At 72.9% G+C, this 18,922-nt stretch carries 16 protein-coding genes; 7 read left to right on the plus strand and 9 right to left on the minus strand.

The annotated features are described in order from the left end of the window. Positions 1–220 precede the first annotated feature (220 nt). Positions 221–1,066: a dimethylargininase gene (gene ddaH / locus ACZ4VA_RS33770; RefSeq protein WP_355787489.1), complete on the plus strand. Its 846-nt coding sequence runs from the start codon at positions 221–223 to the stop codon at positions 1,064–1,066. A gap of 37 nt (positions 1,067–1,103) precedes the next feature. Here ddaH and ACZ4VA_RS33775 read toward each other — a convergent pair whose 3' ends face one another. The 3 genes from ACZ4VA_RS33775 to ACZ4VA_RS33785 all read right to left on the minus strand — a co-directional run bounded on the left by ACZ4VA_RS33775 (position 1,104) and on the right by ACZ4VA_RS33785 (position 5,420). Continuing rightward, a complete protein-coding gene (locus ACZ4VA_RS33775; RefSeq protein WP_468083777.1) occupies positions 1,104–2,243 on the minus strand; it encodes a hypothetical protein in 1,140 nt (379 codons plus the stop codon). 325 nt (positions 2,244–2,568) lie between these two features. After that, positions 2,569–3,486, minus strand: a complete 918-nt coding sequence (gene argB, locus ACZ4VA_RS33780; protein WP_468083779.1) for an acetylglutamate kinase — start codon at positions 3,484–3,486, stop codon at positions 2,569–2,571. A gap of 581 nt (positions 3,487–4,067) precedes the next feature. Continuing rightward, a complete protein-coding gene (locus tag ACZ4VA_RS33785) occupies positions 4,068–5,420 on the minus strand; it encodes a lysine N(6)-hydroxylase/L-ornithine N(5)-oxygenase family protein (protein WP_355791368.1) in 1,353 nt (450 codons plus the stop codon). A 282-nt stretch (positions 5,421–5,702) separates the two neighbouring features. Here ACZ4VA_RS33785 and ACZ4VA_RS33790 point away from each other — a divergent pair, with 282 nt between their 5' ends. Beyond that, positions 5,703–6,404, plus strand: coding sequence for an FMN-binding negative transcriptional regulator (locus tag ACZ4VA_RS33790; RefSeq protein ID WP_468083781.1), 702 nt, complete (start codon positions 5,703–5,705; stop codon positions 6,402–6,404). A gap of 69 nt (positions 6,405–6,473) precedes the next feature. Here the strand turns inward: ACZ4VA_RS33790 and ACZ4VA_RS33795 are convergent, their stop codons facing one another. Then, on the minus strand, positions 6,474–7,280 hold the full coding sequence (locus ACZ4VA_RS33795) for an LmbU family transcriptional regulator (protein WP_468083783.1): 807 nt from the start codon (positions 7,278–7,280) through the stop codon (positions 6,474–6,476). Between the two features lie 681 nt (positions 7,281–7,961). Here ACZ4VA_RS33795 and ACZ4VA_RS33800 point away from each other — a divergent pair. Further along, on the plus strand, positions 7,962–9,050 hold the full coding sequence (locus tag ACZ4VA_RS33800; RefSeq protein ID WP_468083785.1) for a ParB/RepB/Spo0J family partition protein: 1,089 nt from the start codon (positions 7,962–7,964) through the stop codon (positions 9,048–9,050). A 206-nt stretch (positions 9,051–9,256) separates the two neighbouring features. Here ACZ4VA_RS33800 and ACZ4VA_RS33805 read toward each other — a convergent pair whose 3' ends face one another. The 5 genes from ACZ4VA_RS33805 to ACZ4VA_RS33825 form a co-directional block, all read right to left on the minus strand. After that, a complete protein-coding gene (locus ACZ4VA_RS33805) occupies positions 9,257–9,604 on the minus strand; it encodes an aminotransferase class III-fold pyridoxal phosphate-dependent enzyme (protein ID WP_468083787.1) in 348 nt (115 codons plus the stop codon). A gap of 31 nt (positions 9,605–9,635) precedes the next feature. Continuing rightward, positions 9,636–10,787 (minus strand): bifunctional glutamate N-acetyltransferase/amino-acid acetyltransferase ArgJ, encoded by a 1,152-nt coding sequence (argJ, locus tag ACZ4VA_RS33810; RefSeq protein ID WP_452920108.1) that lies wholly within the window; start codon positions 10,785–10,787, stop codon positions 9,636–9,638. After that, positions 10,784–11,812 (minus strand): N-acetyl-gamma-glutamyl-phosphate reductase, encoded by a 1,029-nt coding sequence (argC, locus tag ACZ4VA_RS33815; protein ID WP_356169055.1) that lies wholly within the window; start codon positions 11,810–11,812, stop codon positions 10,784–10,786. The genes argJ and argC overlap by 4 nt, the downstream gene beginning before the upstream one ends. A 584-nt stretch (positions 11,813–12,396) precedes the next feature. Next, entirely contained in the window at positions 12,397–13,554 is a 1,158-nt protein-coding gene (locus tag ACZ4VA_RS33820) for a serine hydrolase domain-containing protein (protein WP_356169052.1), read from the minus strand. 915 nt (positions 13,555–14,469) lie between these two features. Next, positions 14,470–15,204, minus strand: a complete 735-nt coding sequence (locus ACZ4VA_RS33825; RefSeq protein ID WP_355793108.1) for a thioesterase II family protein — start codon at positions 15,202–15,204, stop codon at positions 14,470–14,472. Positions 15,205–15,670: 466 nt separating this feature from the next. On the opposite strand from ACZ4VA_RS33825, the gene ACZ4VA_RS33830 reads away from it, so the two are divergent. The 4 genes from ACZ4VA_RS33830 (at position 15,671) to ACZ4VA_RS33845 (ending at position 18,833) form a co-directional block, all read left to right on the plus strand. Then, positions 15,671–15,886: an MbtH family protein gene (locus ACZ4VA_RS33830; protein WP_261707133.1), complete on the plus strand. Its 216-nt coding sequence runs from the start codon at positions 15,671–15,673 to the stop codon at positions 15,884–15,886. A 249-nt stretch (positions 15,887–16,135) separates the two neighbouring features. Next, positions 16,136–16,864, plus strand: a complete 729-nt coding sequence (locus tag ACZ4VA_RS33835; protein WP_356169046.1) for an LmbU family transcriptional regulator — start codon at positions 16,136–16,138, stop codon at positions 16,862–16,864. 101 nt (positions 16,865–16,965) lie between these two features. After that, complete coding sequence (locus ACZ4VA_RS33840) at positions 16,966–18,549, plus strand: amino acid adenylation domain-containing protein (protein WP_356169043.1); 1,584 nt, start codon at positions 16,966–16,968, stop codon at positions 18,547–18,549. A gap of 53 nt (positions 18,550–18,602) precedes the next feature. Beyond that, positions 18,603–18,833 carry a phosphopantetheine-binding protein gene (locus ACZ4VA_RS33845; RefSeq protein ID WP_355782861.1) on the plus strand — a complete coding sequence of 77 codons (231 nt, stop codon included), beginning with the start codon at positions 18,603–18,605 and terminating at the stop codon, positions 18,831–18,833. The last annotated feature ends 89 nt before the right edge of the window (positions 18,834–18,922 follow it).

Genomic DNA, 18,922 nt, shown 5'->3' on the forward strand with positions numbered 1-18,922 from the left:
CTGACGTCACCATGTCGACGAGGGCGGGCGCGTCGACGTAGGAGGGCGGGAGCGCGCCGCGCACGAGATCCGGCCCCGCGCCCGCGCTGCACGCCCGCGCTGTACGTGTCCGGCCCCCCTCGGTTCCTCTGGCGGGGCCCGAGCGGCCGGCGCCGCACACCCCGCGGCGCCGCGCACGCAACCCCCCTTCTTCTCACAAAGACCCTCAGGAGGAACCCGCATGGCAGCCACCACCACGACCGTGGAACACACGCCGCGGCCCGAGCGCACGGCCGCCTCGTACCGCCTGCTGATGTGCCGCCCGCAGTACTTCGACGTCACCTACCGCATCAACCCGTGGATGAACCCGGACAAGCCCACGGACGCCGGCGCGGCCCTGCTGCAGTGGGAGCAGCTGCGCCGGCTGTATCTCTCGCTCGGCCACCGCGTCGAGGTGATCGAACCTCTCCAGGGACTGCCGGACATGGTGTTCGCCGCCAACGGCGCCACCGTGGTCGACGGCAAGGTCCTCGGCGCGCGGTTCCGCCACCGCGAGCGCACCGCGGAGGGCCCCGCCTACCTCGACTGGTTCGCCGAGCACGGCTTCGCGGACGTGCTGTGGCCGGAGCACATCAACGAGGGCGAGGGCGACTACCTGCGCGTGGGCCGGCGTCTGCTGGCCGGCACCGGCTTTCGCACCGACGCCCGCTCCCACGCCGAGGCCCAGGAGTTCTTCGGCCTGCCCGTGACGGGCCTGACCCTCGTCGACCCGAACTTCTACCACCTGGACACCGCGCTCGCGGTCCTCTCACCCGATGAGGTCATGTACTACCCGGCGGCGTTCAGCCCGGGCAGCCAGGCGGTGCTGCGGGAGATGTTCCCCGACGCGATCCTCGCCTCACCGCAGGACGCCGCGGTGTTCGGCCTCAACGCCTTCTGCGACGGCCTCAACGTGCTGCTGCCCCAGGCCGCCACCGCCCTGGCCGAGCAGCTCCGGCAGCGCGGCTTCAACCCGATCGGCGTCAGCCTGGGAGAACTGCTCAAAGCAGGCGGCAGCGTCAAGTGCTGCACCCTCGCCCTGTCCTGAGGCGACCCCCCCGCGCCCGCCGTCCTGCCCGCTGGTTTCAGGGCAGGGCGGTGAACGCGGCCCACACGTCGTCGAGTTCGTTGGTGTGCACGGTCAGCGACTCGGCGGTGAGCGCCGCCGCGTCCAGGGCCGCCAGGACACCCCGCAGCGTCTCGATCCCTGCGTCGCCGGCGATGTGCAGGGTCAGCGCGGCCCGGTCGCCCCACGCCTCACCCAGCCCCGGATGCACTCCGGCGGCAAAGAGCGCACCGGCACGCTCCAGCGTGAGCGCGTCGGCGAACCGCAGCCGGATCACCGCCCCGGGCGCAGCACTGACCGCCCCGGGCGACACCCCCGGCGGGGAGACCGTGGAGGTGCCCGCAGGAGAGGGGAGTGCGGCGCCGGTGGGAGGAGCGGCCGTGTCGGCGGCAAGAGGGGCGGCAGTGGCGGGGGCCGGGGGAGGGGCGGGCCGGCAGGTGCCGGGCGGCCGGGAGCCGGCGGGCGCATCCGTCCCCGGCTCCCGGTACGCGGGCAGGATGCTCAACACCGCCCGCGGCCGCGCCGACCCCGACCCCGACACCGGCACCGGGACCGGCACCGATCCCGACCCCGACCCCGGCACCGATCCCGGCACCGATCCCGGCACCGGCTCCGGCACCGGGACCGGGACCGGGACCGGGACCGGCCCGAGGCTGGCGAAGGACGGTTCCCCGCTCCCGCACGTACAGCCAGTCCTGCCGCTGTGCGAGGGCGGGGCGGGGCAGTCGTCGTCCCGGCCCGCGGCGGGGGTGCCGCTGCCGGACGGCGCACCGGCCTCGGTCTCGGCGTCGGCTTCGGCCAGCGCGCACAGCAGAGCCAGCCGGGTCCGGGGGGAGAGCGAGGCGGCGAGCTGGAGCAGCAGTGCGCGGGCCTCGTCCCCGTCCGCCCCCGCCCCGCCGGTCGCCCCGGGCCCGGTGCAACCGCCTGCCGCCATCCCGTCGTGCGGCCGGGCCGGGCCGCCGGATGCGGCACCGGCGTCCAGTCGATGGCCGAACGCCACCGGCCACGGCGTGGGAGGCAGGGCATGCAAGGGGCGGCGGACCGCTCGCGGCTGCTGGACGCTGTCGCGCTCGCGTGGCTCCTGCCGGTCCACGGCGGATGCCGGCTCGCTCGATGCGGGCCCGTCGGCCCAGGGGCCGACCCAGGGGGTGTGTGTCACGGGCACTGCCCTCGCCTTCGCTTCGCAATCGTCACCGGGCCCCCGGCCGGCTGCGCCGGCCCCGCACCTACCGCACCGGTACGCCGCCGGAACACGCCCCGACTCGCCGCACCCGTACGGCGAACCGGGCCCCGACTCGCCGCACCCGTACGCCGGGCGCAGCCTGCCCCGGCCTGACCGGTGCGCGGGGCGCAGGCGCTGCGCGCGGTGGGGGTGGTGCCGGGGGTGTCCGGACATCGGGTGGCGCTGCTGCCCGGCGACCCGCCGTACCCCGGCACCGGCACCGGCACTGGTGCGGGGGTGGGTGTGGGGTGTGGTGGCTTGTTCACGGCAGGACCTCCGCCTCGTCCGCGTCCGCGGGGTCGGGGACGATGATGGTGCCGACGCCGTCGTCGGTGAACATCTCCAGCAGCACCGAGTGCGGGATGCGTCCGTCGATCACCCGGGCCGCGCCGACGCCGCCGCGTACGGCGTGCAGGCAGCCGGTCATCTTGGGGACCATGCCCTCGCTCAGCTCGGGCAGCAGTTTCTCCAGCTCGCGGGCGGTCAGCTTCGGGATGACCTCCTCGCTGTGCGGCCAGCCCGCGTACAGGCCGGCGACGTCGGTGAGCATGACGAGCGCGTGGGCGCGCAGGGCGGTGGCGAGCGAGGCGGCGACGGTGTCGGCGTTGACGTTGTAGACCAGGCCGTCCTCGGCGCTGCGCGCGAGCGGGGACAGGACCGGGATCCGGCCGGCCGCCAGCAGGCTGTCCAGGGCGGTGGTGTCCACGTGGGTGATGTCGCCGACCCGGCCGACGTCCACCGGTTCCCCCTCGATCCACGGCAGGTGTTTGACGGCGGTGAGGGTGTTGGCGTCCTCGCCGGTCATGCCGACGGCGAGCGGCCCGTAACGGTTGATCAGCCCGACCAGTTCGCGCTGCACCTGGCCGGCCAGGACCATCCGCACCACGTCCATCGCGGGCGGTGAGGTGACCCGCAGCCCCGCCTTGAACTCGCGTGCCAGGCCGCGCCGGGCGAGTTCGGCGTCGATCTGGGGGCCGCCGCCGTGCACCACCACCGGCCGCAGCCCGGCGTAGCGCAGGAACACCACGTCGCGGGCGAAGGCCGCGGTGAGGCCGGCGTCGACCATGGCGTGTCCGCCGAGCTTGATGACGACGGTGCGGCCCTGGTGGCGGGCCAGCCACGGCAGGGCGTCGCCGAGGGAACGGGCCTGGGCCAGGGCCGGGTGCGCGCCGGCGTTCACACGGACCTCGCACGCCGGGGGAGGGGGCCGCCGGCCGGGCAGTTGGCGCTCATAGAAACGACTCCTTTTTCGAAAAGAAGGGGGAACCCGGCCACACGAGCGCGGGCCCTGACGAGCGGTGGACATGCGCTTGAAAACGGCACGAAAACCCTTGGCTGCGATACGGGCGCTTGGGAAAGTGAATACCTCTTCGGCCCGGGCCGGTCTCGTGCGCCGCAATCATCGCGCGCGGACACCGCCCGGTGGAACACCCAATCCCGTCAACTCCATCCACGCAGACGGCTGTTGCACCCCCGGGCAATACCGCCGAACGCCACCCCCTCCCCACTTTTTTCGCCGCCTTGAGCACACCCTGCTCGACGGCGGATCGCGGGCGCCTCGAAAACGAGTGGAACGAGAACAACAACCCCCGGCCCCCGCTTTTTCTCGCGCGCCCGTTTCCCGTCGGCCGGAGCGTTTTGCGGACCTCACCCCGCTGCCGCACCACCGGTGAGCCCGGGGTGCGGTGCAACTGCCGTTGGGGCGGGCCCCGGTGCCCTACCGTCGGCACCAGGGGCCCGCCCTTTTTGGCGGGTGCCGTCTCAGGCGGCCGAGGACGCGGCCCGCACGGGCCGGCTGCCGCCCAGTTCCCGCTCGGTGCGCCGCAGCACGATGGAGTCGGCGATCTCACCGCTGCGCACCGCGACGTTCGACAGCAGCGACGACGACAGGCCGTGGCTGTGCTCGGTGCCGCCCTGCAGGTAGACGCCGCAGGTCAGTCCCGACGCGGTGACCAGGCGGTAGTCACGCGTCACCCGGTGCCTGCCCGCCTGGTCGCGCTGGAAGTTGTGGTCGAAGTCGCCGAGCAGGCGGGCGGGGTCCAGGCCGTCGTAGCCGGTGGCGAACACCAGCGCGTCCACGGCCACTTCCTCCTTGCGGTCGTCCAGCAGCGAGTGCAGCAGCACCCGCGTGGCGTCGCCGGCCGGTTCGATCGAGGCGACCCGGGTGAGGTTGCGGAAGTGCAGCCGCTTGCTGCCGCGCACCTGCTCGTCGTAGGAGCGCTGGTACAGGGCGCGGATGACGTCGGCGTCGACCACCGAGTAGTTGGTGTTGCGGTGGTAGCGCCAGAACGAGTCCTGGGCCCGCTCGGTGCCGTAGTAGTACTGGTCGACGGCGCTGGGGTCGAAGACCTGGTTGGCGAAGGGGGTGTCGTCGGCGACGGAGTAGCCGTAGGAGGGGATGACGGCACACACCTCGGCGTGCGGCAGCGAGTCGTACAGGAACCGGGTGATCTCGGCCGCGCTCTGGCCGGCGCCGACCACCGCCACGGACTTGAGGTCGCCGGGGGACTGGGCGTTGAACCGGCTGAGGAACTTCGAGCTGTGCCACACCCGTTCGGTGTCGCTCACGCCCTCCGGCAGGCGTGGCACCAGGCCGGTGGAGATGACCACGTTGCGGGCGCTGACGACGGTGGTGGTGCCGTCACCGGCGCGTACCTCGATGTCGAGGAGGTCGGGGGTGCGGCTCCCGGCGCCGGTGGCGGGCCGGATCGAGGTGACCTCGGCGCCGTAGGTGACCCGGTCGTCCAGGCCGGCGGCCGCCCATTCCAGGTACTGGTGGAATTCCTGCCGGGTCGGGAAGAAGTCCATGTTGTTCACGAACTGCACCAGCCGCTCCGAGGCGTGCAGATACGACACGAAGCTGTACCGGGACGTCGGATTGCGGAAGGTCGCCAGGTCCTTGAGGAAGGAGATCTGCATCGTCGTCGACGGCAGCAGCATGTTCCGGTGCCAGCCGAACGTGGACTGCCGCTCGAAGAAATGGGAGGTGATCGGATGCTGCGGAGAGCTTGCCTCGTGTTCCTCCAGGGCGATCGCGAGCGACATGTTGGACGGGCCGAACCCGATACCGACCACGTCGTAGATTTCCTGGCTGGGCCTACCCGTTATGTCCATAGAAAAATTCTCCCGCTTGCGTCTGGAAAACTCGACAGGTGGCTCGAGAGACCGTCGTACAGTGTTCTCCGGAGAGTGTCTAAAAGGCAACTCGAGAGTGGCATGAAGACCGTTCGACGGCCGCAGGGCGCGTCTGATATCCGAAAGCGTTGTCCCGTCGGCAGGACGGGGGTACGGTCGGCGCGGATTCCCGAGATTTTTTGTGTGGCGGCCCGTCATGCAGGCGAGTTGCCCCGACTCGGAACCATGCCCCCGACACCATTGCCGAAAGGTGACTTCCGGATGTTCGTTCCAAAGTTCTACCGCGAACCGGAAAGTTCGTGGATGGTGGATCTGATCCGCGGAAATCCGCTGGCACTCGCGGTGACCAACGGCGGGGCCGAAAACGGCCCGTTCGCCACGCACCTGCCGGTCATCTTCGACCCCGACGCACCCGACGACGGCGACGCCGGCCACAACCGCCACGCCGGCAACAACGGCGACGGCGACGGCGAAGGTGGCGGTGGCGGGCTGGTGGGCACCACCCTGCTGGGGCACATGAACCGGGCCAACCCGCACTGGACGGCGCTGGAGAGCGGCGCGGTCCTGCTGCTGACCTTCACCGGCCCGCACTCCTACGTCTCACCCACCGTGTACGAGAAGACGCCGGCCGCCCCGACCTGGAACTTCACCGCCGTCCACGTCCGGGGCGTGGTGGAGAAGATCAACTCGATCGAGGAGACGCTGGGCGTGGTGCAGTCCACCGTGCGCGCCTTCGAAAAGGGCTTCGGCACCGGCTGGGACATGAACGAATCCCTCGGCTACTTCCGCAAGATCGTGCCCGCCGTGGGCGCCTTCCGGTTCACCGTCACCGGCGCCGAGGGCATGTTCAAACTCAGCCAGGAGCAGCCCGGCGAGGTACGCGAGCGGGTACGGGAGTCGTTCGGGCAGAGCGAGTGCACCTACCGGCGCGAGACCGCGGAACTCATGAGCCGCCTGCCCTGAACCACCACCACCATCCGCCGCTGCCGGCCTTGGTGTCGGCTGTGGTGTCGGGACTGAGGGGTGGGCGGGTCAGGCGCTGATGGCCACCGGGTGGATCCGCTCGGCGAGGCCGGCGCCGCGGGTGTGCTCCGCCCCGGTGCCCGCGGCCGGCGTCGCGAGCGGCTGAAGGCCGGCGCCGTCCGCCCGCTCCTGCTCCTGCGCTTTGGGAAGGTCCGCTCTCGTGAGGTCCTCCAGCGCGTTGGCGGCCGCACTGTCCAAGGTGGCCATCACCCACTGCTCGAAGTCGACCCCCAGCTGCTGCGCGGCCCGGTGCCACCACTGGAAACGGCTGCCCGGCACATCCAGGCGACGGGACGGCTCCGCGACGGCCGCCGGCTGCTGCTCGCCCTGGCGGGCGGCACGGATCGCGCCCCGCAGCTGCTTGGTCGTCCACTGCCGCTGCTCGGCACGCTCCAGCCACACGTCCTGCTCCTCGAGGGGCATCGACGCCAGCTCGGCATGGTGCTGGAAACTCAGGGCGGACCTGCGCCGGGTGAGGTCGAAACGCCGGGACACCCACGCGTAGTTGCGCAGCGTCTGGTACGACAGGCCCGCCGCGCGTATCCCGCGCTGGTAGCGGTCGGTGTAGTGGTCCTTGCCGTACACCATCCAGTCGCCCAGCCACCAGGAGGAGGAGTCGAGGACGTCGGCGAGCTGGCGCCCGGCCCGTTCCCACTCGTCGTAGGCCATCTTGGCCGGCATCTGCAGGCCCACCTTGGTCGTCAGCACCTGGGCCCGGCGCGGCCCGGGCGGCGCGGTGCGCGGCGGGGGCTGCGGAAGAGCGGTTGCCGAGCCGCCGTGCGGCCCCGCCGTCTGACCGGCCTGACGCGTCATCATGCCTCCATGAGATGGGGTCCCCTAACCGCTGAGAACCCTCCCAGGACGGGGTGGAGGGCAACCGGAGCCGCACTCGAACGACTGACCGTCGAACGCCCCCACGCCCCGGCCTGAAACCCCTCACCACCCCCGAGACCGGATCCCGGCCTCCCGGGCCCCGGAGCCCCCAGTACCCCGGGATGCCCGGCACCCGCGGCCCCGCGACACCGTCGATCAGCCCGGGGGCGCTGTCCCGGCGACGGGACACAACCGTCGCCGGCGTGACCCGCCGCCGTCCGGACGCCCCCCTTTTCCTCCGGGAGCCCGTCCAGTCCGTCCTTTTCCGGGTGCCGGACCGGATTTCACGTCCGGGAGGCGCCGTAACCGGGCGGCAGGGGAATCCGCTGGGTATGTTTCTGCGGGGACCGGCAGTGTGCGCGTATTCCTCCGGCATCCCCGTTCACCCTTTGTTCGCTCCTGCCGCTACTGCCGCTGTGCGCGTATCGGCCGTATCGGCCTTATCGGCCGCCGGAATACCGAAAAGAACCGGTGGAAATGTATTTTGTACCTCTTGGGCCCATATGGGCGTGGAGGGGAGTCGTACGTGTACAGGCATTTCGTGATCACCGCCGCAGAGGTCCGCGACCGTGAACCGGCGCCGGCCCCAAAGGCCGGTGGCGCGGCGGGGGAGGGGAGCCGGTGATGAGTCCGCACCTGGCCCCCGCCGGCCCCGCCCCGGCGCCCGCACCTCCCCAAGCCGCACCCGTGTCCGCGAGCCTCACCCCCGCAACTCCCGTTCCCGCACGCCCCGTTCCGGCAGCGGTGCTCACGGCCGCCCTCGCGGTCGGGGAGGGGCAGGTGCGGCGGGCGACGGTGCCCGTGGACGTGCTGCTGGATGCCGACTCCCCGCGGATCGAGGGGGAGAGCGCTGCGCGGGTACGGATGCTCGCGGAGCTCGGCTCGCCGCTGCCGCCGATCCTGGTGCACCGCCACACGATGCGGGTCATCGACGGAATGCACCGCCTCAAGGCGGTACGCCTGCGGGGTGAGGACACCATCGAGGTGGAGTTCTTCGACGGCGGCCCGGCGGAGGCCTTCGCTCTGGCCGTGCGGCTGAACATCTCCCACGGACTGCCGCTGACACCGGCGGACCGGACGGCCGCGGCACAGCGGATCCTTGCGGCGTGCCCGTACTGGTCGGACCGGCGCATCGCCGCCACCGCCGGGCTCGCGGCCGGCACCGTGGCCTCACTGCGGCGCCGTTCAAGTGGCCAGGATGAGCAGTTGAACACGCGGGTGGGCCGGGACGGGCGGATCCGCCCGCTGCAGGCGACCGAGGGGCGGCTGCGGGCGAGCCGGGTGATCGCCGCCAACCCCGGGGCGTCACTGCGGCAGATAGCCGAGCAGGCTGGCATCGCCACCGCCACCGCCAAGGACGTACGGGACCGCATACGGCAGGGACAGGACCCCCTGCTGCCCGACAGGACGGCAGCCAGGGCGAGTTCACCCCCGCCCGCGCCCTCGGCCGGTGGCCGCACGGGCACGCGGGTGCCCGCCGCCGCCATCGGGCAGCTCCTGCCGAACGTGTGCAAGGACCCCTCACTGCGCACCGAGGCCGGCCGCACCCTGCTGCAACTGCTGAGCGTCCACTCGATCGGCGACGAGGCGAAGTGGCTGCGCCTGGCCCACAGCGTGCCCGGACACCGCGCGGACCTCCTCGCCCAGGCCGCCCGCCGCTGCGCCGACCACTGGCTGCGCCTGGCCAACGAACTCGAGACCCGCGAACACTGACCCCGCCCCCGCCCCCGTCACCCCACCCCGCCCTGCCTTCGCCCCCCCGGGACAGGCGGCGCAACGGCGGCGCAGCCCGGCACCGGGGACCAACTCCCTTACCCAGCCGTCCCCTTGGGTGAGCAGCCCCCGCGGAGCGGCAGCAGGACGGCGAAGTCAAGGGAGTGGGGGAGGGCCGGAGCGATGACCCGGGGGAGGGGCGGGGTTCAGGCGGCTGCCGGCTGTGGGCCGGCCACCTCGCGCAGGGCCGCCGCCAAGCGGTCGAGGAAGCCGTCGACCTCGTCGGCGCTGACGGTCAGCGGCGGGGTAAGGCGGATGACGTCGGGCGCCGCCGCGTTCACCAGGACGCCCCGCTCCCGCGCCGTCTGCTGCACGTCCACCGCGCGGTCGCCGTCGGGGCCGGTGCCCGCCAGCAGGCCGGCGCCGCGCACGTCAGCGACCACAGGGCCCAGGTCGTGCAGGCCCTGCTTGAGGTGGGCGCCCCGCTGCCGCCACCTGCTCCAGCGGGCCTGCCGTCCTCGATGGTGTCCAGGACGGCGAGGGCGGCCGCGCACACCACGCCCGGGAGGGTGCGGGCGAGGGTGTTCATGAGGAGTACGCGCTGTTCTCGTGGACGTAGTCGGCGGTGAGGTCGTTGGTCCAGACGACGGCCTGCTCGGTGCCCGCGGCGAGGTCCACGGTGATCGTCACCTGGCGGGCGCTCATGTCCACCAGCGCGCGGTCCTCGCCCACACCGCCGCTCTTGCACACCCACACGCCGTTGATCGCCACGCTCAGCGCGTCGGGTTCGAAGACGGCGCCGGTGGTGCCGACGGCGGACAGCACACGCCCCCAGTTGGGGTCCTCGCCGTGGACGGCGCACTTGAGGAGGTTGTTGCGGGCGACGGAGCGGCCCACCTCGACCGCGTCGTCCTCGCTCGCCGCGCCCACGACCTCGATGCGGATCTCCTTGCCCGCGCCCTCGGCGTCCTGGATCAGCTGCCGGCCCAGGTCCTCGCAGACCGCGCGCACCGCCTGGGCGAACTCCTCAAAGCCGGGGGTGATGTGGGAGGCGCCGGAGGAGAGCAGCAGCACGGTGTCGTTGGTGGACATGCAGCCGTCGGAGTCGATGCGGTCGAAGGTGACCCGGGTCGCCTCGCGCAGCGCCCGCTCAAGGATCCCGCCGTCCACGTCGGCGTCCGTGGTCAGGACGGCCAGCATGGTGGCCAGGCCCGGGGCGAGCATGCCGGCGCCCTTGGCCATGCCGCCGACGCTCCAGCCCTCGCCCCGGCGCACCGAGGTCTTGTGCACGGTGTCGGTGGTCATCACGGCCAGCGCGGCGTCCTGCCCACCGCAGGGAGACAGCGCCGTGACGGCGCTGTCCACGCCCGCAAGGACCCGCTCCATCGGCAGCGGCACACCGATCAGCCCGGTGGAGCAGACCGCGACGTCCCAGGCGTCCAGGCCCAGCAGCGCGCCGGCCCGCTCGGCGGTGGCCCGGGTGTCCTGGTGGCCGCGCGCCCCCGTACAGGCGTTGGCGCCACCGGAGTTGAGCACGACCGCACCGATCCGCCCGTCCGACAGCGCCCGGCGCGACCACAGCACCGGAGCGGCCTGCACCCGGTTGGAGGTGAAGACGCCCGCCGCCGCACGGCGCGGACCGGTGTTGACGACGAGCGCCAGGTCCCGGGCCCCGTTGGTCTTTATCCCCGCGGCGATGCCCGCCGCCGTGAACCCCTGTGCCGCGGTGACACTCACGGTGCGACTCCGATCGTGGAAAGCCCCAGCTCCTCGGGAAGCCCCAGGGCCAGGTTCATGCTCTGCACGGCGCCGCCCGCGGTGCCCTTGGTCAGGTTGTCGATGGCACCGACCGCGATGATCCGCCCCGTCGCCGTATCCAGGGCGACCTGCACCTGCGCGGCGTTCGACCCGTACACGGCCCCCGTGGAGGGCCACTGCCCCGGCGGCAGCAGCGTCACGAACGGCTCCTCGGCCAGCGCCTTCTCATACGCCGCCCGCACCTCCCGCTCACCGGTGCCCGGCCGCGCCACCACGGAGCAGGTCGCCAGGATTCCCCGCGCCATGGGCGCCAGCGTCGGAGTGAACGACACCGCCACCCGCTGCCCGGCCACCGCGCTCAGCTGCTGCACCATCTCCGGGGTGTGCCGGTGACCGCCGCCCACCCCGTAGGGCCGCATGGAACCCATCACCTCACTGCCGAGCAGATCAGCCCGGGCCGCCCGGCCCGCCCCGGAGGTACCCGACGCGGCGACGACGACGGCCTCGGGCCCGGCCAGCCCCGCCGCGTAGGCGGGAAACAGCGCCAGCAGCACCGCGGTCGGATAACAGCCCGGCACCGCGATACGCCGCGAGCGCGCCAACTCCACCCGTGCATCCGGAAGTTCGGGAAGACCGTAGGGCCAGGTGCCCGCATGCGCGGAGCCGTAGAACCGCTCCCAGTCCGCCGCCCGCGTGAGCCGGAAGTCCGCACCCAGGTCCAGGACCAGCACCTGCTCGCCCAACTGCCGGGCCAGCGCCGCGGAATGGCCGTGCGGCAGCGCCAGGAAGACCACGTCGTGCCCGGCGAGCACCTCGGCGGTGGTCGCCTCCACCACCCGCCCGGCCAGCGGAGCCAGATGCGGCTGCAGCTCACCCAGCGGGCGGCCCACCCCCGCATGACCGGTCAGCGCCCCGATCTCCACATCGGGACGGCCCAGCAGCAGACGCAGCAGCTCGCCCCCCGCATACCCGCCCGCTCCCGCCACGGCCACTCGCACCCTCATGAGTCCTCCCCCTCGACAGACACGCCGTTCTAACGCGACACCCTCCCGGCCAACAATCACACTCACCATGACCATGACAACCATGGGGAGGGGGCGGGGATGCGGGGAGGCGGAAATGCAGGGGACGCGGGGGTGCGGGGATGCGCGACGCGGGTTCACCGGCGCCCCCCGGCGCCACACCCCGGCCCGGCCTGCCGACCACCGGCAACCGGCTCGGGGCTGGGTGCTGTCAGGTGCCCGGCCGGCCCCGGCTCACGGGGGCCGGCCTGCGGCAAGGGGGCCCGGATGGCGGCCTGTTGACGCCGGGTCCCGGCACGGACATCGGGGGGCCGGGACCCGCAAAGTGTGGGGGGACTGCGCTCGCGCCGTGACGCGACGCCGCCCTGCCGCGATGCGCGCGGTGCCGCGTGCCTGCGGTGCCGCATGCGTGCGGTGTCGCGCTCGTGCGGTGGTGCGGTGGTGTGCTCATACGGCGGTGCGGTGCTGCGCTCATACGGCGGTGCGGTGATGTGTCGTGCGGTGGTGCCGTGTGGGGCGCCCCGGCGCAGGGCGCCCGGCATGCCGCAGGTGGCGGATGCCTGGCGTCAGGAGCAGAACTCCGCGCTGAGGATCGGCAGGATCTCGTCCGCCCGCCAGTCACCGTTGTAGCTGAACGCCAGCTGGTGGCGGCCGTCGTCGGTGAGCGCGACCAGCGACAGCCAGCCCACCGTGCCCCCGTCGCGGTACCAGATGCTGGTGCCGCAGCCCAGCGTCAGCCGCTCGATGCCCAGCCCGTAGGAGGAGATGGGGAAGTCGGGATTGACGACGGTCGTCTTCATCTCCTTCAGCTGCTGCGCCGGCAGCAGCTTCCCCCGCAGCAGCGCCCCGTAGAACCGGTTCAGGTCGCCCGCGCTGGAGATGACGTCGGTGTTGCCCCACAGCTGCGAGCCGTTGACCTCGGTGACGTCGTCGATGCGGTCCGGCTGCGTGTCGTAGAAGAGCTTGGAGTAGCCGCGGCTGCTCGGCTCCGGCAGCTGCGCGCCGGTGCCCGGGGTGGACGTCGCCTTCAGTCCCAGCGGCTCGATGAGGCGCTTGCGCACCTCGTCCTCGTACGAGCGCCCGCCGACCTTCTCCACGACCATCGCCGCCAGGACGTCGTTGGTGTTGGAGAACCCGTGCCTGCTACCGGGCGCGAACACCGGCGCGTGGGCCAGCGCCACCTTCACGCGCTTGTCGTGCGGCAGGGTGTCGTAGCGGTGCTGGAGATAGCCCTCGCCCTGCACGTAGGTGGCGACGTAGTCGCTGTCGGCGAAGTAGTCCGCCAGGCCGCTGGTGTGGTTGAGCAGCTGCCGCACGGTGATCGCGTTGCCGTCGTTGCCGTTGCCCCGCACCAGGCCGGGCAGATGCCGCTCCACGGTGTCGTCCAGGGACAGCTTGTGCTCCGCCTCCATCTGCAGCAGCACCGTCGCGACGAACGTGCTGGTCAGGTGCCCGACGCGGAACCGGTCGTTCTTGCCGCGCGGCTCACCCGTCTTCAGGTCGCCCACCCCCGACGCCGTCTTCCACACCCCCGTGGTGTCCCGGGCCTCGGCGGCCACGCCCGGGATACCGCCCGCGACAGCCGCGTCGATCGCGGCCTGCGTCGCCTGATGGCCGGCCGGGGGAGCGGTGTCCGCCCCGGCCGGGCCCGTGAGGACGGTGGCCGTGATCGCGACTGCCGCCACACCGATCACGCCGGTTCTTGGCCTCTTGCGTATCGTCATTCCCCGCTCCTGACAGTCGTCTCTTATTGGCTGATGCCGTACTTGTGCGGTCCGTCGGCGGCAGAGTAGGTCACCGGTGTTGTGTGCGGATAGCGTGCGCAGCATGACCCCGAACGCCGACAAAGCGGTCGACGGCCCAAAGAGGCCTCCGTGGAACCGAACGCCCACCTGGCGCGTAGAAGGCCCCTGCACGGGCCCGCCAACGGCCCTTCACCGGAACGGAGTTGGCTAAAAGAGAGCCAGTGATTCCGCCCCCGGTGAGCCACTCCGACCCAACGGCATGACGGCATGACGGCATGACGGCATGACGGCACGAGGGTGCGTAGGGCGTGATGGTGTGGCCGCAGTCGGCGCTGCGGCACGGGGGCCGGGCGTGACGGCTCCTCGCGCGGCACACGGCAGAGGCCACGTCGGCCGGCGCATCAGAGGAAGCGGCCCCATCCCGGTGCGACGGCAGCACGGCGCACGACAGCGCGGCGGCACAGGGCACGACAGCACGCCCGCAGACCCGCCGCGGCCGGTGGGCCCGGCACACGCACGCAGGACACCCGGCGCACCCCGCAGGCAATACAGGCGGGTACGCGGCGGGCAGCGGGGGACAGGGGGAGGCACGACCCCGGCGCGGCGCCCGGATCACGCGAAGGTGCGACTCCGCAGCGGTTCACCGCACCGCCCCGGGCAGGGCACAGCCTCCGGGCAGGTCACCGCTTCCGAGGCGTCTCGGCCCCGCCCCACACCACGGGCCGGCAGGCGAGAACACCCGCAGCACCGGTGCCGGCGCCCCGTACGCTCAGCGGCGCCCCGTCACAGGTGCGCCGCGCCGGACACCCCGGCCACCCCGGACGCACCCGCCACCCCGGACACCGGGACGGCGCCGGACGTGCCGGCCGCCCCGTCCGCGCCGCCGGACGCGCTTCACGCGAGGGACGCCTCCAGTGCGTCCGTCGCATCGCGTGTGATCTGCCGCAGCAGTGCTGTGGGGTCGTCCTGGAAGTAGAAGTGGCCGCCGTCGAAGACCCGAAGGCCCGTGAAGTGGGTGGCGTGCCGGGCCCAGCCCGCCATCTGGTGCGGTGAGGCGGAGTGGTCGCCGGCGCCCGCGTAGGCGGACAGGGCCACCGGCAGCGGGGCGGCACCCGGGTCGGGCCGCCAGGTTTCCACCAGGCGCAGGTCGCCGCGGATGAGCGGGGCGAGCAACGCCCACAGGCCGGGGTCGTCGAAGACCTCGTCGGGTGTTCCGTCGAGGGACTTCAGCCGGGTGCGCAGCTCGGCGTCGGGCAGTTCGTGGTACCTGCTCGGCGGGCCGGCCGACTGCGGTGCGGGGCGGGCGGAGACACCGACCCACACCGGCGGCGGCAGTCCCCGTTCCAGGGCCCGCCGGGTCATCTCGTACGCCAGCAGGGCGCCCATGCTGTGCCCGAACAGGGCGTAGGGGCCGTCGAGTTCGTCCTCGATGCTGTGCAGCAGGAAGTCGGCGAGGGCGTGGGCGTCGCTGATCTGCGGCACGTCCAGGAGCAGGCCGTGGCCGGGGGCGTCGAGCAGCCGCACGTCCCAGGTGCCGGGCAGGTGGGCCGGCCAGTGGCGGTACAGCACGTGGGAGCCTCCCGCGTGGTGCAGGACGAACAGGCGCAGGGCGCCCGGGGTGCCGTCCATCGCCGTCCCCCTCGTTCTCGTCTCTTCGTTTCGCCCCCTGTGCGCGGTGGCGCACCTGGGCACTTTACGAGCCTGCCGGGGTGCCCGGGCGGGGCGCGGGGGCGGGCTCCGCCGCAGGTGTGGCGGCTCTCGAGTGATCCTCATGCGCCCCGCCCGGCCGGGGCTGCGAGCGCGGCATCGTGGCACAGGACGGCGGCCGGGTACAGGGCTGCCGGCGCCCGGCAGGTGCGCTCCGGCGGCGGGGTGCCCACCGGCCCGTACGGCCTTGTAGCGCCGAGCGCCGGCTCCCTACGGTGACGTGGCATCGCCGGGGCCGCCGGTGCGCGGTGTCCTGTCGACCGGACACCGCATGCGGGTGTCCGGCCCGATCCAGGGACACCCCGACCGGCGAGCCGCGTGCCCGCCGGCGCCGGGCCCGGCGTCTTCCCATCTGCAGTCACCTCATGACGGACAAGGACGGTGCCAGTTGAGCACGAACCCCTTCGATGACGCGGACGGCCGCTTCCACGTGGTGGTCAACGACGAGGAGCAGCACTCCCTGTGGCCGGTGTTCGCCGAGGTGCCCGCCGGCTGGCGCGTGGTGTTCGGTGAGGCCGCGCGGGCCGAGTGCCTGGAGTACGTCGAGCAGAACTGGACCGACCTGCGCCCCAAGAGCCTGCAGGAGGCGATGGCGGCCGACTGACAGCCGGCGCCTGAACGGTTCAGGAAGGGCCCCCGCAGGGCGGCCACGGCCGGCCGCCCCGCGCCACTGCGGGGGCTCCGGCGCGAGCGCCGCGGGCCCGCGAGACGCGCGGGCAGGCACGGCGCTCGCCGCCGGGGCCGCCCGGCGCGGGCGGGGCGGGCCGGGCCCGGACAACGGATGACGTCGAGTGGGGAGATGAGGGCTGTGACGGGGGCTGTGAGAACCGCGAGCAGGTACGGGACCAGGCCGGTGGAGCAGCGCGGGGAGCCGGCGCAGCGCGAGGTGTTCCTGTCCTTCGTGGGCAGGCAGGCCACGGTGCAGAAGTCGGGGATGACGTTCCCGCAGAACCTGCCGGAGCGGTCCTGGGAGCAGATCGGCATCAACCTGCGCGAACTGGTGAACTCCTCCGCGTGGTGGCTCGCCGACTGGCTGCTCTTCGGGGAGGCCACCTACGGGTGGCGGCGCTACAAGGAGGCGGTCGAGCGCACCGGCCTGGACTACCAGACCCTGCGCAACTACGCGTGGGTGGCCCGGCGGTTCGAGCACGAGCGCCGGCGGGACTCCCTCAGCTTCGCCCACCACGCCGAGGTGACCCGCCTCTCGCCCCCGGAGCAGGACTACTGGCTGCGCCAGGCCGAACAGCACAAGTGGTCGCGCAACGAACTGCGCCGGGCGCTGCGCGCGGGCCTGGCCGCGCAGAGCGATGCGGCCGCACCCCCCGCCACCACCGGCGGGCACCGCGAGGTGTCCGGCACGGGGGCGGGCACCGGGCCGGCCGCCCGACCCGGCCCGCAGGCATCCCACGGCCAGGACGGACAGGACGGGCACGAGCGCGCCACGCTCACCATCGAACTGTCCGCCGGCCAGCTGGAGCACTGCGCCAAGGCCGCCGCCGCGGACGGTCTGTCCCTCAGCCAGTGGGCGGCCCGCGTCCTTGCGGCCGCCGACCGGCCCACCGCCCCGCACCCCGGCGCCTGAAACCCGCGCCCCCACCGCCCGGCCCCGCTTCCCGGCCCGGGGCGCCCCCGGCCCCTTCCCTTCCGTCCGTGACCGGACCCTTTTCACATCGGAGCCAGTTGATGATCCTTCAGGGAAAGCGGGTTGCCCTGCCCCCGGTGCCCGTCGTCCACCACCGGTTCGAGGCACACGCGCAGGCCACCCCCGACGCCGTCGCCGTCCGCTGGGCCGGCCGGCAGCTGACCTACGCCGAGCTGGACGCGCGGGCGAACCGGTTCGCGCACTTCCTGGCCCGGCGTGGACACGGCCGGGGCGCGAAGGTGGGGGTCTGCCTGGACTACTCCATCGACATGCTCGTCGCCATCCTCGGCACCCTCAAGGCGGGCGCCGCCTACGTCCCCTTCGACCCCGCCTACCCCGCCGCCCGGCTGCAGCTGCTGCTGGGCCAGGTCCCGGGCCTGGCCCTGATCGTGGCCTGTCCGGCGACCGCCGCGATGGTCGACTCGGCTGCCGTCGACGTCATCGACCTCGAGCAGCTCACCGAGCACCTGGCGGCGCTCCCGGCGACCTCACCGCAGGCCGACGTCACCGGCGAGGACATCTGCTACGCCGTCTTCACCTCCGGCTCCACCGGCACACCCAAGCTGACCGCCGTACGCCACCGCGGCTGGTTCAACCTGATGAACTGGCTCACCCTGGAGTACGGGCTGCACAGCGGCTCGAACCACCTGGTCGTCAGCGCGTTCGGCTTCGACCTCTCCCAACGCGCCCTGATGACACCGCTGTTCTGCGGCGCCACCCAGCACCTGATGGCCAGCCGCAACTTCGACGCCATGATGGCCTACCGCATCCTGGGCGAGCACGAGATCCGCGTCGTGCACTGCGCCTCCAGCACCCTGTACGTGCTGGTGGACTGGGAGCGGGCCCGCGGCGGGGACGCGCTCACCCGCCTGGACTACGTACTGTTCGGCGGGGAGGCCCTCAAGCCCGAACGGCTCACCGGCTGGGCCCGCCGCGAGGGCAACACCTGCACCCTGCTGCACCAGTACGGCGTCGCCGAGTGCACGGACGTCGCCACCTCCTACGACCTGGCCCACTACCGCTCCGGCGAGCAGGACATCGCCCCCGTCGGCACCCCCGCCTACAACACCGACATCCACCTGCTGGACGAGAACCTGCGCGGCGTCGCGCAGGGGGAGTACGGCGAGATCTGCATCGCCGGCGACGGAGTGGGCGCCGGCTACCTGGGCGCCGCGGGACCGGAGAACGCGAAGTTCACCACCGTCGACGTCGACGGGGCGCCGGTGCTGCTGTACCGCACGGGCGACCGCGGATGTGTCAGCGAGGCCGGCCACCTGGTCGTCGCCGGCCGGATGGACGCCCAGGTCAAGGTGCGGGGCATGCGCATCGACCCCACCGACATCGAGCGGGCGCTGGGCAAGCTGGCCGGCATCCGCGAGGCCGCCGTCGTCGCCACCTACACCGACGCGGGGGAGGCCGAGCTGAGCGCGTTCATCGTGCCCTCCCGCAACGAGCTCACCGAGGACGACGTGCGCACCCGGCTGCTGCGCACGCTGCCGCGCAACATGGTCCCCGCCCGGTTCGTGAACATCCTGCGCCTGCCGCTGAGCCCGCACGGCAAGGTCGACCGCGCGGCACTCGTCGGCTCACTCAAGACCTACGCCGGCAGCGGCACAGCGGCCTAGCCCGGGCCAACTCCCTTGTGCGACCGAGGAGAACCGAGGAGAAAAGGACAGCGATGACTGCCGACAGCGTGCGCGCCATCTGGTGCCGGGAACTGGGCCGCGAGGACATCGCGGCGGACGACGACTTCTTCGCCCTGGGCGGCCAGTCCGTGATCATGGTCGGGATCCAGGGTGCCTTCCTGGAGGAACTGGGCGTCGAGGTCCCCATGGACCAGATGTTCCTCAACCCGACGGTGGCCACCATCAGCGCCTACATCGAAGCCCAGCGCACCCCCACCCCCTGATCCCGCCCCGCGGGACAGCGGCGACCCACACCCCGGCACCCCCCGGGCACCATCCCGCCCCACCACGACACACCCCGGCACGACACCGC

The organism is Streptomyces sp. NPDC028308 (assembly GCF_055565855.1).

Excerpts from the sequence above, each read along its gene's own strand:
- ddaH (WP_355787489.1), top strand. The coding sequence starts at position 221 with ATGGCAGCCACCACCACGACCGTGGAACACACGCCGCGGCCCGAGCGC.
- ACZ4VA_RS33785 (WP_355791368.1), bottom strand. The coding sequence starts at position 5,420 with ATGGACATAACGGGTAGGCCCAGCCAGGAAATCTACGACGTGGTCGGT.
- ACZ4VA_RS33790 (WP_468083781.1), top strand. The coding sequence starts at position 5,703 with ATGTTCGTTCCAAAGTTCTACCGCGAACCGGAAAGTTCGTGGATGGTG.
- ACZ4VA_RS33795 (WP_468083783.1), bottom strand. The coding sequence starts at position 7,280 with ATGATGACGCGTCAGGCCGGTCAGACGGCGGGGCCGCACGGCGGCTCG.
- ACZ4VA_RS33800 (WP_468083785.1), top strand. The coding sequence starts at position 7,962 with ATGAGTCCGCACCTGGCCCCCGCCGGCCCCGCCCCGGCGCCCGCACCT.
- argC (WP_356169055.1), bottom strand. The coding sequence starts at position 11,812 with ATGAGGGTGCGAGTGGCCGTGGCGGGAGCGGGCGGGTATGCGGGGGGC.
- ACZ4VA_RS33820 (WP_356169052.1), bottom strand. The coding sequence starts at position 13,554 with ATGACGATACGCAAGAGGCCAAGAACCGGCGTGATCGGTGTGGCGGCA.
- ACZ4VA_RS33825 (WP_355793108.1), bottom strand. The coding sequence starts at position 15,204 with ATGGACGGCACCCCGGGCGCCCTGCGCCTGTTCGTCCTGCACCACGCG.
- ACZ4VA_RS33840 (WP_356169043.1), top strand. The coding sequence starts at position 16,966 with ATGATCCTTCAGGGAAAGCGGGTTGCCCTGCCCCCGGTGCCCGTCGTC.
- ACZ4VA_RS33845 (WP_355782861.1), top strand. The coding sequence starts at position 18,603 with ATGACTGCCGACAGCGTGCGCGCCATCTGGTGCCGGGAACTGGGCCGC.